The sequence below is a fragment of the Winogradskyella sp. J14-2 genome (genome assembly GCF_001971725.1).
Taxonomy (GTDB): Bacteria; Bacteroidota; Bacteroidia; order Flavobacteriales; family Flavobacteriaceae; genus Winogradskyella.
In genome coordinates this window covers 1,244,700-1,257,453 of record NZ_CP019388.1, presented here as the reverse complement: position 1 = coordinate 1,257,453, position 12,754 = coordinate 1,244,700, and the positions used below count along the sequence as shown (strand labels likewise).

The 12,754-nt window shown below is 33.3% G+C and carries 15 protein-coding genes; 6 read left to right on the top strand and 9 right to left on the bottom strand.

Annotation, left to right across the window (positions count from 1 at the left end):
* The first annotated feature begins 5 nt into the window (after positions 1-5).
* Genes BWZ20_RS05870 through BWZ20_RS05860 form a run of 3 tightly spaced genes read left to right on the top strand, consistent with a single transcriptional unit; the run spans position 6 to position 1,936 of the window.
* Positions 6-791 carry a DUF3050 domain-containing protein gene (locus tag BWZ20_RS05870; RefSeq protein WP_076617612.1) on the top strand — a complete coding sequence of 262 codons (786 nt, stop codon included), beginning with the start codon at positions 6-8 and terminating at the stop codon, positions 789-791.
* A 3-nt stretch (positions 792-794) separates the two neighbouring features.
* On the top strand, positions 795-1,562 hold the full coding sequence (locus BWZ20_RS05865) for a class I SAM-dependent methyltransferase (RefSeq protein WP_076617610.1): 768 nt from the start codon (positions 795-797) through the stop codon (positions 1,560-1,562).
* A gap of 5 nt (positions 1,563-1,567) precedes the next feature.
* Positions 1,568-1,936 (top strand): DUF423 domain-containing protein, encoded by a 369-nt coding sequence (locus BWZ20_RS05860; protein ID WP_076617607.1) that lies wholly within the window; start codon positions 1,568-1,570, stop codon positions 1,934-1,936.
* Between the two features lie 103 nt (positions 1,937-2,039).
* On the opposite strand, the gene BWZ20_RS05855 is transcribed toward BWZ20_RS05860, so the two are convergent.
* From BWZ20_RS05855 to BWZ20_RS05840, 4 genes are all read right to left on the bottom strand, one after another.
* Positions 2,040-3,032 carry an FAD:protein FMN transferase gene (locus tag BWZ20_RS05855; RefSeq protein ID WP_076617605.1) on the bottom strand — a complete coding sequence of 331 codons (993 nt, stop codon included), beginning with the start codon at positions 3,030-3,032 and terminating at the stop codon, positions 2,040-2,042.
* Positions 3,033-3,034: 2 nt separating this feature from the next.
* Positions 3,035-3,412: a Na(+)-translocating NADH-quinone reductase subunit F gene (locus BWZ20_RS05850; RefSeq protein ID WP_076617602.1), complete on the bottom strand. Its 378-nt coding sequence runs from the start codon at positions 3,410-3,412 to the stop codon at positions 3,035-3,037.
* Between the two features lie 112 nt (positions 3,413-3,524).
* Complete coding sequence (locus BWZ20_RS05845) at positions 3,525-5,390, bottom strand: T9SS type A sorting domain-containing protein (protein WP_083677161.1); 1,866 nt, start codon at positions 5,388-5,390, stop codon at positions 3,525-3,527.
* Positions 5,391-5,457: 67 nt separating this feature from the next.
* Positions 5,458-6,321 (bottom strand): DUF4846 domain-containing protein, encoded by an 864-nt coding sequence (locus BWZ20_RS05840; protein WP_076617596.1) that lies wholly within the window; start codon positions 6,319-6,321, stop codon positions 5,458-5,460.
* A 62-nt stretch (positions 6,322-6,383) separates the two neighbouring features.
* Between BWZ20_RS05840 and BWZ20_RS05835 the strand changes: the two genes are divergently transcribed.
* The 3 genes from BWZ20_RS05835 to BWZ20_RS05825 are packed head-to-tail and all read left to right on the top strand — an operon-like array spanning position 6,384 to position 8,707.
* Positions 6,384-7,814 carry an SLC13 family permease gene (locus tag BWZ20_RS05835; RefSeq protein WP_076617593.1) on the top strand — a complete coding sequence of 477 codons (1,431 nt, stop codon included), beginning with the start codon at positions 6,384-6,386 and terminating at the stop codon, positions 7,812-7,814.
* 10 nt (positions 7,815-7,824) lie between these two features.
* Positions 7,825-8,214, top strand: coding sequence for a hypothetical protein (locus BWZ20_RS05830; RefSeq protein WP_076617591.1), 390 nt, complete (start codon positions 7,825-7,827; stop codon positions 8,212-8,214).
* 40 nt (positions 8,215-8,254) lie between these two features.
* Positions 8,255-8,707, top strand: a complete 453-nt coding sequence (locus tag BWZ20_RS05825) for a Na(+)-translocating NADH-quinone reductase subunit F (RefSeq protein WP_076617588.1) — start codon at positions 8,255-8,257, stop codon at positions 8,705-8,707.
* Here the strand turns inward: BWZ20_RS05825 and BWZ20_RS05820 are convergent.
* The 5 genes from BWZ20_RS05820 to BWZ20_RS05800 form a co-directional block, all read right to left on the bottom strand.
* Positions 8,693-9,937 (bottom strand): Nramp family divalent metal transporter, encoded by a 1,245-nt coding sequence (locus BWZ20_RS05820; protein WP_076617586.1) that lies wholly within the window; start codon positions 9,935-9,937, stop codon positions 8,693-8,695. The two genes, BWZ20_RS05825 and BWZ20_RS05820, sit on opposite strands and share 15 nt — an antisense overlap.
* The gene (locus BWZ20_RS05815) at positions 9,937-10,482 is read right to left on the bottom strand and encodes an RNA polymerase sigma factor (protein ID WP_076617583.1); all 546 of its coding nucleotides are present in this window, start codon (positions 10,480-10,482) and stop codon (positions 9,937-9,939) included. Before BWZ20_RS05815 ends, BWZ20_RS05820 begins: the two co-directional genes overlap by 1 nt.
* Complete coding sequence (locus BWZ20_RS05810; RefSeq protein ID WP_076617580.1) at positions 10,473-11,585, bottom strand: glycosyltransferase; 1,113 nt, start codon at positions 11,583-11,585, stop codon at positions 10,473-10,475. The genes BWZ20_RS05815 and BWZ20_RS05810 overlap by 10 nt, the downstream gene beginning before the upstream one ends.
* A gap of 6 nt (positions 11,586-11,591) precedes the next feature.
* Entirely contained in the window at positions 11,592-11,795 is a 204-nt protein-coding gene (locus BWZ20_RS05805; protein WP_076617578.1) for a membrane or secreted protein, read from the bottom strand.
* Positions 11,796-11,957: 162 nt separating this feature from the next.
* A complete protein-coding gene (locus BWZ20_RS05800) occupies positions 11,958-12,749 on the bottom strand; it encodes an anti-sigma factor domain-containing protein (RefSeq protein ID WP_076621273.1) in 792 nt (263 codons plus the stop codon).
* Positions 12,750-12,754: the final 5 nt, after the last annotated feature.

Sequence of the window (12,754 nt, the reverse complement as noted above, 5' to 3'; positions counted from 1 at the left end):
ACATTATGGACCTAAAAAACATAGAACAAGATTTAAGTTTATTAAGAGAAGAGTTAAACAACCACAAGCTATATGGTGCTTTATCTACGGTAGATGACATAAAGACCTTTATGCAACAACATGTTTTTGCAGTTTGGGACTTTATGTCGCTACTAAAAGCATTGCAAAATAACTTAACACATACCTCTCTACCATGGCTTCCTGTTGCTAATCCTCATATAGCACGCTTTATAAATGAAATTGTTTTAGATGAAGAAAGTGATGTTAATGAATTGGGCGAACCAATGAGTCATTTTGAAATGTACTTAGACGCAATGCGCCAAATTGGTGCAGATACCAATAGTATAGAGTCGTTTTTAATTAAAATAGCAAATGGTGAAGCTATTACAACAGCTTTAGATGCATTAGACTTAAATGCTGAAACAGTTGATTTTGTAAAGTTTACTTTTTCAATAATAGCCTCGAAAGAAGCTCATAAAATAGCTGCTGCTTTTACATTTGGTAGAGAAGATGTTATACCAGATATGTTCTTTCAAATTATAAATCAATCTAAAACTAAAGAAGACATATTCAGTAAACTAAGCTATTATCTTAATAGGCATATAGAATTAGACGGAGACGAGCATGGCCCTCTAGCCCTAAAGATGATTGAAGCATTATGTGGTAACGATTCCAAAAAAATAAGAGAAGTATCAGAGGTTTCTAAATTGGCATTGCAGTACAGAATTGCACTTTGGGATGGTATTTATAACACGATAATACAACACAAAGCTATCGAAGAGGTCTCATAGCTAATGAAAACAATTTTCAAGTTTTTTCTAAATCTTTTACCAAGGCCTCTACTAATAAGGTTAAGCTATCTTATTAGACCGCTTTTGATCTTTTTTTTGAAAGGAAACAGGTACGTAGACCCAATAGATGGCAAAGGATTTAAAACATTCTTACCCTATGGGTATGCAGAGCAACGGCCCAATGTTTTATCACCATCAACATTATCTTTAGAGAGGCACCGATTATTTTGGTTGTATCTTAAAAATGAAACCGATTTTTTTTTAAAAGAATTTAAAGTACTCCATTTTGCACCCGAGCAATGTTTTTTAAAACGATTTAGAAAACTTAAGAATATAGATTACACCACTACAGATTTACGATCTCCTATTGCAGATGTAAAGGCAGATATCTGTAATCTTCCTTTTAAGGATAATAGTTATGATGTTATTTTTTGTAATCATGTGTTAGAGCATATACCAGATGATATAAAAGCCATGCAAGAACTTTATCGTGTTATGAAACCAGGTGGTTTCGGAATTTTTCAAATTCCACAAGATTTAAATCGTGATATTACTTTTGAAGATGATACCATAACCGATAAATCAGAACGTACCAAAATATTTGGACAATACGACCATGTACGTGTTTACGGTAGGGACTATTTTGACAAACTCCGAGAAGTTGGTTTTACAGTAAAAGCAGTAGACTATACCAAAAATCTTTCTGCAAAAGACATTAACAAGTATCGTTTAGCCAATGGCGAAATCATACCAGTGGTTTTTAAGAATTAGTACAAATGAGTCAACAACTATTTATAATTACTGGATCAGTATTCGGAATGTTAGCTATAATATTAGGTGCTTTTGGCGCTCATGCATTGAAGAAAAAACTCTCTGAAGATCAACTTAAAAGTTTTGAAACTGGTGTAAAATATCAAATGTATCACGCTATTGTTTTGTTAATACTTGGTTTTAATCAAGAATTCTCTACGTATACTATGTATTGGTGTTTTACTTTAGGTATTGTCCTTTTTTCTTTTAGTATATATGGTTTGGTTTTGAGCGATGCTAAAGGAAAGAAACTACGCTTTTTAGGGCCAATTACACCAATTGGTGGGTTGCTTTTTGTAATAGGTTGGTTGCTTATATTATTAAGAGCTTTGTAATAATAAAAAGCCGCACCAAAAACATAAAAAGGTACGGCTAGTTTATATAGTTAATGATTAATAGCAATTATAAGACACGCTTATAATTTTAAGGTCACATGTATTATTCTGGAAAATTATTAAGATTTAGAGTTTTCAATGTTTTATCAGTGCCTTCATAGATAACATAGGCTTTAAGTTCTGAGTGTGATTTTAAAAACTCCTCAACTCTTTTAATTCCCATCGCCTGAAAAGCCGTTGCATAACCGTCTGCCGTCATGCAATCTGCTGCAATTACAGATACGCTTAAAATATTGGTTTTTGTAGGATAGCCTGTTTTGGTATCAATAATATGTGCGTATTTGTTTCCGTTTTCATCGATTTTAAATTTTCGGTATGTACCAGAAGTAGCCATAGCTTCATCTCTTAATTCAATGGCTTTAAATACAGATTGTTCTCCATCAAAGCGAGGTTCGTCTAAGCCAACTTTCCATGGAGAATCTTTTTCAATATTTTTACCTTTTGCTCGTATTTCTCCACCTATTTCAACTAGGTAATTTACCATATTTTTCGATTCTAAAAACTCTGCGATTACATCTACACCGTAACCTTTAGCAATGGCATTAAACTCTAAATAAGTAGAGGGAGGTTTGCTAATGATATTGTTTGTAAGTTTTATTTTGTTAAAACCTACAAACTGCATCAAACTATCAATTGTAGTGCTATCGGTTAAAAATTTATTGGTTTCAGCACCAAAATTCCATGCGTTAACAACATTGCCTATAGTTGGGTCAAAAACACCTTCAGTTTTTTCGTAAATAGATTTCGAAGTATTAAAAACTTCAACGAAATAATGATCTACTTCACTTATTTCATTTCGGTTTAATTTAGAAATATCAGAATCAGGAATATATGTTGATAGTGAATTGTTTACCTCATTAAACAAGCTATCTATTTCTTTTGAAAAATCTGTATTCTCATTATCAGCATACTGAATATTAAAACCTGTTCCGAAAACAGGTCCTGATAATTTTACCAACATACTGTCTTTTTTTTGTTGCTCTTCTTTACAAGAAAAACTAACAAGAATAGCGAGTAAAAGGATTATTTTTTTCATGATTAATTTAAATTCATTTCTATGACTTGGATACCATTGTATTCTATAAGGTATTCTTCGTTAAGGTAGATTGGTAAATTTTCGCCATTAGGGTTTCCAAGCCCAACTCCTGCATATAAAACTTTTGCATCTTTGTCATAAGCATATTTTTTGAAAGTTTCCATCCAAACTACATCGTAATTATTAGGATTCTCAGGTAGTATTACCGCTCTTACAACAACAAAATAGTACTGACTGTTCTTATCGATACAAACAAATTGTGGATGTCGTTTTAGCTTGCTATTTACCGCAATAAATTCAAAACCACGAGATTCTAAATCTTTACCTACATGGTTCATGGCCAGGTTATGAAGTTCTTGTGCTGTTAGTGCCTTTCCCATTTTTTACCATTGCTTTAAAATACAAAGATAATGGCTCAATGAGACAAACACGAATTTTAACAAAACAAAAAGCTGCTCATCTTAAGCAGCCTTTTCTTGAGCTAGTAATACCTTATATTTTAATTATTTTTTTTACGAGTGAATTGCGATGATTATCATCCGTGATTTGCAGTAGATATATGCCAGACTCTAATTCTTTTGTACTAACTTTTGTTTTAAGACCATTGAGCTTTCCCTCTAATACGTGCTGACCAAACGTATTGTGTAACTGCCAGTTTCCAAAATAGGGGAATTTTAGTTCAATATTAAACGCATCCAAAACAGGGTTTGGATACAGAATGACTTCAGAAATATTAATGTTAGAGGTAGATAATACTGCACCTGGACCGTTAAGATAAAGACTATTGTTTTGGCAGACTACATTAAAAGTGTAGTCCATACCATTAAAATTTGCTGTGATTTGTTGTGGAAAGCTGCAACTGGTTAATGTACCAGCAGATACGATTTCAAAGCTAGCATCATTTGCTGGTAAATACCCTAGGGTAATTTGAATATCACCGTTTAAATCTGCATTGTTTGTTACTATAATCTGGTCGTATTCAGTGCCAGCATTTGGGCCATCAATTTCAATATTAAATATTGCTGAGGTTGATGTTTCTAAATCTCCTACAAATATTAAAACACCTGGTGAGTTGCCAGGAGATAAAACACCGTCGTAAATGTAACCTGATGGAAATTGAGTTGCGCCAGCACCACCTACAGACCCAAATTCAGAATTTAAATCTTCGCCAAAGGATAGTACACCAGATTGCGAACGCACATTTGCATAGTTTAAAAAATTACTAAGGTTTATGGATGATGTACCGCTACCAGATGTTTTGGATATGGTTGATGCGCCATAATTTTCTAAACTATGGTTTGTGCCCAGCGTGTAAGCTATATTTATATTGTCTCCATTGATATTATATTCACTGTCGTTGTAGTTTATAATATTACCGTTATTTATATTTAAGTTGCCTTGGTTATGGTCTATTACGCTATAATTCCATATTTCAAAATTATCATCTATTGATTTTAAGCCTGGACTATCTAAGATAATAGTGCCGTAATTGATGATTGCCGAAGTAACGCTAGGGTTTGATTTTGAAAGTTCCCCAGCATTCCAAATGATTGATGCTGCATCAGACATTTGTATAACCGAAAACATTCTTAAGTCACTATTTATAATAAGCGTATTGTTATCTCCAATTAGTATTTGATTTGCCTGTGTGATTCCGGCCCCTTGAGTATTAACAATGCCTCCAGATCCAGGAAGGTTGATAATTACAACATCGTCAATGGCTGGCACACCGTTGGGATCCCAATTGGCAGCATTGGTCCATTGATTGTCTCCACCTTCTCCGTCCCATGCTATTGCTGTTGTATAATTTATATCGATTACGGTATGTACCACACCATCATTTTGACATTGCACACCAAGCAGAACATTAAAACCCGTGGCTTGCCCTTCTTCGACTAGATCTGTAGTTGCTAAACCACAGCCGCCTAGAGAGGCGTTTATGATTTGAAACGCGTTGCCGATTTGCGGTACATAGCCCGAAAATAAAATATCTATGTCTCCAGTTATTACATAACTACTTGCAAAGATTTTAGACATATCATTTAGGTGATAAACATCTGCAGACAATACACTTGTGGCGTCAATTATAATATCGCCAGAGAGGTATAGGTCTCCTTGAATTAATAAATTGCTTCCATTGGCCAGTTCTAAAGTTCCGTAGGTTTCTGGTTCACTAATATAATTCGGTGATCCTCCATCGATGTATATATCATCACCTGTAGTAGGTACATACTCATCTAACCAATTATATGGGTCGTCCCAAGAGTAGCCGTCACCAGCACCTGTCCACTCGGCTTGTGACCAAGAAAAATTTGTCATTATGGTGACAAGAATAAAAAAAAGTAAAAATCGTTTCATATGTAAAGAGTTAAAAAGTTGATTATACCTCTACATCGAAAAGCTGAAAGAATGTGAGCAAGTAGTTCTATTTAAATCTTACATACTCTGAATTTTGAAATGTATAATTAGAAACGTTAATCTTGCAATTGTCTTTTAATCGGTACCAAGGTGAGATTGATTTGTCTTCGAGATTTTTAACAAGATGTACACTTTGCGCAGGTGTATTACCTTGAAACAAAAGAAATAATTTTTCGCCTTTGTTATTAATGGCTTCGTCGCAAAGCATTACAATATGTCCTGGACTACCACCTTTTATGAGCATATCTCCAATTTTCAAATCTTTAGATTTAATAGATTTTAGTTCATTGTAAAGCGACAATGTACCTGAGTAAGTGTATATAAGATTTAAATAATTGTAAAAATTTTCTTTACTATGATTAGCTCTTGCTGTTTTATGAAAAGAGACCTTGTTTCCACTAATTTTTGGTCGGTAACCTTCAGCATATTTTGTCCAAGAGCAATAATGACCAGATGTAAAGTTGAAACCAATTTCATCCTTTCTGTTATTATCCCAAAGGTATTCGCTTCTTATTCTAATAAGGGCATCTGCGCATTGTTGTAAACCATTTTTTGGCACAGGTACTTCTAAAATACCGATGTGTCCACGTTGCCAAAAGTACTCTGTCTTATAGTAGTTTATAATTTTGCTGCCAAAGGCTTTGAGTTTATAATTTCTAAGGTATTCTTCAAAACTACTTTTAGGATATGCAACACGTTTGTAGCCTTCGGATATGTTAACTCTAGTTTTAATAGTTAAGCTATCCTTATTGACTAAACTTGGAGTTTCAACAATGGCTTTTACCGTATCGTAAGCATTCTCAACAGGTTTAAATTGAAATGCAATAAAAACCAAACTAATTATAAACAAGAGCAGTATTAGTTTCTTCATAACCGATAAACGTTATTTTTTAAAGATTTCGTATTATATTCCTGCTTTTATTTAACATCACTATGTATCCACTATCAAAACGTTTGGGTTTAATCTTAGGTCCTTTATTGTTTATCCTCCTTCAAGTGTTTCAGTTTAGCTTAATTTCAGAAAAAGCTGATGTTGTTATTGCGGTTGCATTTTGGATGATTATCTGGTGGATAACAGAAGCAGTTTCTATTTCGGTAACTGCCTTGTTGCCTTTGTTCTTATTTCCTTTGTTTAAAGTGATGCCAATGGATGAGGTTGGTGCCAATTACGGAAGTCCCATTGTATTTCTCTTTTTTGGTGGTTTTGTTTTGGCGTTAGCTTTGGAGAAAGTAAATCTTCATAGACGTATTGCACTAAACATAATAAGACTTACAGGTACAACTCCCAATAAAGTTATACTAGGTTTTATGCTGGCTACAGCTTTTATGAGCATGTGGATAAGCAATACGGCTAGTGCCGTGGTAATGTTGCCAATAGCCATGTCTGTAATAAACTTACTTATAAATGATACTGACGGTTTTACTAAGCCAGATCAAAATTTTGCATTAAGTGTAATGCTTGGTATTGCGTTTTCTGCTAATGCTGGTGGCATTGCAACAATAATTGGCACACCACCAAACTCTATTCTAATCGGTTTACTAGAGAATGAATACAACACGGAGATATCCTTTTTGAATTGGTTAATTGTTGGCTTACCTTTTTCGGTCATTTTAATTACTATAATCTATTTTGTACTGCTCAAATTATTTCCGAATAAGGGATTAGAATTTAGAGCTTCAAAAACAGTAATTGAAGGTGAATTAAAGAAGTTGGGTAAGCTCTCACCAAAGGAAAGACAGGTACTGATAACATTTGCCGTAATAGTATCACTTTGGGTTTTTAGAACAGTCATTAATGGTATATTTCCAAAACTTGGCCTAACAGATACCATGATTAGTATTTTGGGAGCTTTAGCATTGTTTACAGTACCACATAAGTTTAATAAAGGCGCGTTTATTTTAGAGTGGAAAGACACACAGAAGTTAGCTTGGGGAATTTTAATACTTTTTGGTGGTGGTTTAGCATTAGCAAAAGGCATGTCTGCAAGTGGTATTGTAGATATTGTGGCAGAAACAATTTCTAAAAGTGAAATAAGTGTTTTATTCACAGCTTCGTTACTTATCTTCTTAATGTTGTTCATGACGGAGTTGATGAGCAACGTAGCATTAACAGCTGTGTTAGCGCCAGTTGTGGCTGGTATTGCCATAGGACTAGAAGTGCCAATATTATATTTGCTTATACCTGTTACCATGGCAAGTAGTTGTGCATTTATGTTACCAATGGCGACACCGCCAAATGCAATTGTATTTGCCAGTGGTTTTGTGAAAGTACATCAAATGGCAAGGGTAGGAGTGATATTAAACCTTATCTCCGTACTCTTGTTAATTTTAATGTTTCGGTATGTATTACCATTAATTTTTTAAAAATTCAATTATGAATTTTAAAACCGTAAAACCAATATTTATTGTAAATCTTTTGATTTTAAATCTACTGTTTTTTAACTGTAAGTCGGTAGAAAAATTGCCAGACCCACTACAAGCAGGTTGGAAAGGAAAGAACGTTTGTGAAGTTGTTGAGGAGAACAAATCTGTACGTATCTTAAAATGTAAGTTTCCGCCAAATGTAGGTCACGAGAAACACTATCACAACCCACATTTTGGTTATACCTTATCTGGAGGTAAATTTAGAATTACAGATACAACAGGTACTAGAGAGGTAGATGTACCTAAAGGCTATAGCTTTTCTAATGATGTTAAAACAACGCATAAAGTGTTAAATATTGGTAAAACTACAGCGGTTTTTTTGATTGTAGAATATAAATAAATTAAATAATTAGTATCTTTTATTTCGAAAAAGAAAGACTATGAAAACTACCAGCAAACGTTTTGATGAAGCTTTAAAAAAACTCTACACAGCCTTTCATAACAAAACACTCAATCCCGAAGACTGTAAACAATGTGCCGTAGGGAATATTCTAGATAAAAGTGATATCTGGAAACATATGACCAATCTGCACGGTTCTATTAAATTAAACTACGTTGGTTTAGTACATCAAAATTTAGGTAGACGATTTAATGGTTATACACCAATAGAGTTGTTAAAAATTGAAGCTTCTTTTTTAGAAGGTTGCGGATATCGTTTGGGTAAAACCTATTGTCACAAACCTGATTTTTATAAAAGCCAAGATATATTATTTAATGGATTAAATGCCGTTGTTGCAACTTTATGTGAGTTGGATGGCGTTAAAAATGTTATGAATTGTGGTGCTCTTTTCGATTATGAAATTAAAGAGCAACTTAAATTACAGAGTGCTTAGATACCAAATACTAAAGCCCAATAGAAAACCAATTCCCAACCAAGATAAGATGTGCACGGCTAAACTTGGTCGCCAAATTCTTGGTGTATGTTTACTACAGAGTAGTTTGTAATTTATTATAGCATAGAAAGGTGCTGTTACAAACGATAGAATTGTAGCTACTTTAATCAATAATCCCATCTCAGAGGCCAGAACTAAAAAGATAATTATGGTGCCGAAGGTTAAGATTAGTATCCAGTTAAGGTAACCTTTTCTGTAGCTTTTATTATTTAGAATTTCTAAACTTTTGTTCATGGCTCTGGGAGATGCATCTAGTGTGGTAATTGTAGTACTAAACATCGTTGTAAAGGCAGCAATACCAATAAGAATTTTAGCCCAATCACCTAAACTTTTGGTGTATAATTCTATAAGCTGATTAGAAAATACACCAGCTTCATTACTAAAGCTATCACCAGAATTGTACATCACAAAATAGCCCAAACTGACAAAAGCAATTCCTAAAACAATTGCACCAAAAAAACCGATATTAAAATCTAACAACGCATTTTTTGGAGTAAATGAGCCTTCGTTTTTTTTCTTTTCTAATGCCCAAATAGAATGCCAAACAGAGATGTCTAAAGGTGCTGGCATCCATCCCATAAAGGCAATTAAAAAAGCAATTTCAATTTTATTGTTTGGTAATACCTGATTGAAGTCTATACTCTTATCAAATTCAATAAAAGCAAAACAGACAGCAATTAAGGTGCTTATGGTAAGTGTTATAATTATCACTTTAATGAGTTTGTCTAAGGTGTTGTATTTTCCAATTAATAGAATAAAAAGACAAATAAAGAGTAAGATAATCGTCCAGATTTCTACACTGCTTATGTTTTCAATACCGAAGTTTAAAAAGGAAATATCACCAAATAAGGAATTGGCCAAGCCAGCCGTAACAATGGTTACAGCAGCTTGAATTGTAAACATTGTAGCTAAGTTTAAAATAAAATAAGTTATTAAAATTGGCCTACCCAATTTATGATAACCTTCTAATAAACTCTCTCCTGTTGCTACCGCATATCTTGGGCCAAATTGAAAGAAAGGGTATTTAAATAGATGAACAAGCAACAGTGCCCATAATAATCCTAATCCAAAATCAGCACCAGCCCTTGTAGATTGCACCAAGTGAGAAACACCAATTGCTGCACCAGCAAATAATAAACCAGGACCTAATTTCTTTAAATAAGATAGCATTACGTTTTAGTAATAATTGCTGCTAACAGTTTCTTAGCTCGTAATAGTTTTACTTTTACATTATTCATAGGTTCATTAAGTTCTTCAGAAATTTCTTTGTAGCTAAGTTCTTGAAAGTATCTTAAATTGATAACTTTTTGATAATGCGGTTTTAGCTTTTTTATATCTCTAAGCAGTTTAGCAAGGTTTTGTTCAGTAATAATTTTGTCTTCAGGAGTTGGTGAATCATCAATAATGTCTAAGTAATTATCTTCATTGTCTTTGGATGTGTTATGTATGGTCTTTTTTTGTTTTCGTACTAAATCAATATGAATGTTTTTAGATATGGTAATAAGCCATGTTTTAAACTTATAGTTTTTATCATAAGTGCTTATTTTATCAAAAGCCTTAGAAAACGTTTGAATAGTAATATCTTCTGCGTCATTTTCATTTTGTGTTCTCATAAGTTGAAATGAATAGACATCATTCCAGAATGTATCTAGTAAAAAATTAAACGCAATCTGGTCATTTTGTTTGGCTTTGTTAATTGCGTCTTTTATTTCCAATGTTTTGGTGTAGATATAAGATTAGCAATAAAGATAATTAATTGTGTTGTAACTAAAAACAATTCTAGGATGGGTGAAAAAATAACCAAATAGGTGTCGTCTAGTTTTTTAGCAGTAAATCCAAAACACAAAAGTTGAGTTACAAAACGCAACGCAATTAGAGCCAATACCCAATAAATGTTATAACCGAGGATTACAAGGGTAATACCAAAAACCCAGAAAAAGAGTTGAGATATATAAAATAGACCTAATAGTAGCTTGTGCTTGGGCTTGTAGAACTTGGCTGTGCTAACATGTCTACGTTTTTGTAATATCCAGTCCTTATAAGTTGTTTTAGGTGCTGAAATGGTAAAACTTTCCTTAGAGAAAGAGATTTCGGTGTTATTTGAGTTGGCAACTTCATTTATGAACAAATCATCGTCCCCAGATTTTATGGACATGTGCCCATTAAAGCCGTTATTGTTAAAAAATAGTTCTTTTCTGTAGGCCATATTTCTGCCTACTCCCATGTAAGGCATTCCTAATTTAGCATAAGAGAAGTATTGTTGGGCTGTTATTATAGTCTCAAATCTTATAAGTGCATTTAAAAAAGAATTCTTTTTTTTAGCGTAAGCACTATAACCGAGCACAATGGCTTTTTGGTTTGAGAATTTACTGCTTATTTCCGCAAGCCACTTATTGGAGTTTGGTTTACAATCGGCATCAGTAAAAACAAGAAAATCGTTGGTTGAGGCCTTAATACCCAAAGTAAGTGCGTATTTTTTATTTCCCCAAAATGCTTCGTTAGACTTTACATCAACTATCTTAATATTGCTATTAGTAGCCTTAAACAGCTTCATGACCTTTAGGGTTTTGTCTGTAGAACTATCGTTAACCAAAACAACTTCAAAGTTTAAGTAGTCTTGATCTAAAATAGAAGGAAGGTGTTTTTTAAGATTTTTGGCTTCATTTTTAGCGCAAATAATTATGGATATAGGTATATGCTTTTTTATTTTTTTTTCTGGACGTAAGACTGAAAAAGAAAAAAGAAACGCTAAATAATAAATAAGCTGAATGACAACTATAACTACAAATAGTATAAATAGTATAGCCGAAAAGTTCATTGAAGTTTAAGAATGTTGAGGTTCGTTACAGTCTTTGAACTGGTCTGGAGTTTTTCCGCAAAAACCACATGATTCTCCTTCTTTATTAAGCATTGGGTTTTGACTTGCGCATGTACCTGCAAATTTGCCATCTTTCTTGGCCCAGATTTTAATGGCAATTCCGGCAACAGCTAATGCTAACATTCCTAAAGTAAGAAGTAATAATTTCATTGTGTTTAAAACATTTACTGCAAAGATAATGCTTTAATGTAAAATCACGTCTTTTTGTGCTCTATCATTTATGATATTTACAATAAGTCATTGCGTTATTTAAAACAAAAAGAGAAGCAGTTTGCTTCTCTTTTTTTGTTGAGTTTATTGTCTTAAATTTTATTATTTTTCTTTTAACGAGATTTCTGCAACCTCAGTATTGTTTTCATTTGTGTCATCACCGTCCTTGCCTATTTTAATACTTAAGGCTAAGGCGTCTTCCATGTATGGTATTTGTTTCATCTTCCGGTCAGACGCGTTTAATATACCTAAGTTTACCATTCTGTCTTGCAGTTCTGCCCAAATTTGGTAATGCTGATCTTCTGGTAATTCTGGGAGCTTAATTACATCTATCATCGAGGTTTTTTCAACGGGATTTATGTAAGCAACAGTTTTAAGGTCTTTAGCTCTATCGTTACCGCTAATTATATATTTTCTTGCATCAGGGTCATTAAGTTTATTTAGTTCAGATGACAATTCAGACAACATAGCGTTGTTTTTTTCTATGTCGCTTCTTAAATCATAAATTTCATCAATAACCACATTGTTTTCGTCTAAAAGGGTTTTATTTTTCTGGTATAAGAAAAATGAAGACACAGCAAATAATACTGCAGCAGCAGTTGCTGCTAAACTATACCAAGGGGTTCTTTTGTTTTGTACTAACTGAATTACCTTGGTTTCGTTGGTTTCGTCTAAAGCGTCTAAGATGTTTCCCAAAATATGATTAGGAACGTCAACAGCACCAGCTTTTGCAATAATCTCTAAGTTATTCTGAAGTTTTTCATAAGCTGCTGCAGCTTCTGGGTAATTACTAATAAAAAATTCTACCTCCTTTGTTTCTTCGTGGGTAGCCTCACCTACTAAGTATTTATTTAGTAAGTTAGAATTTAAAAAGGTATGTAATTTTGTTTCCATAATTT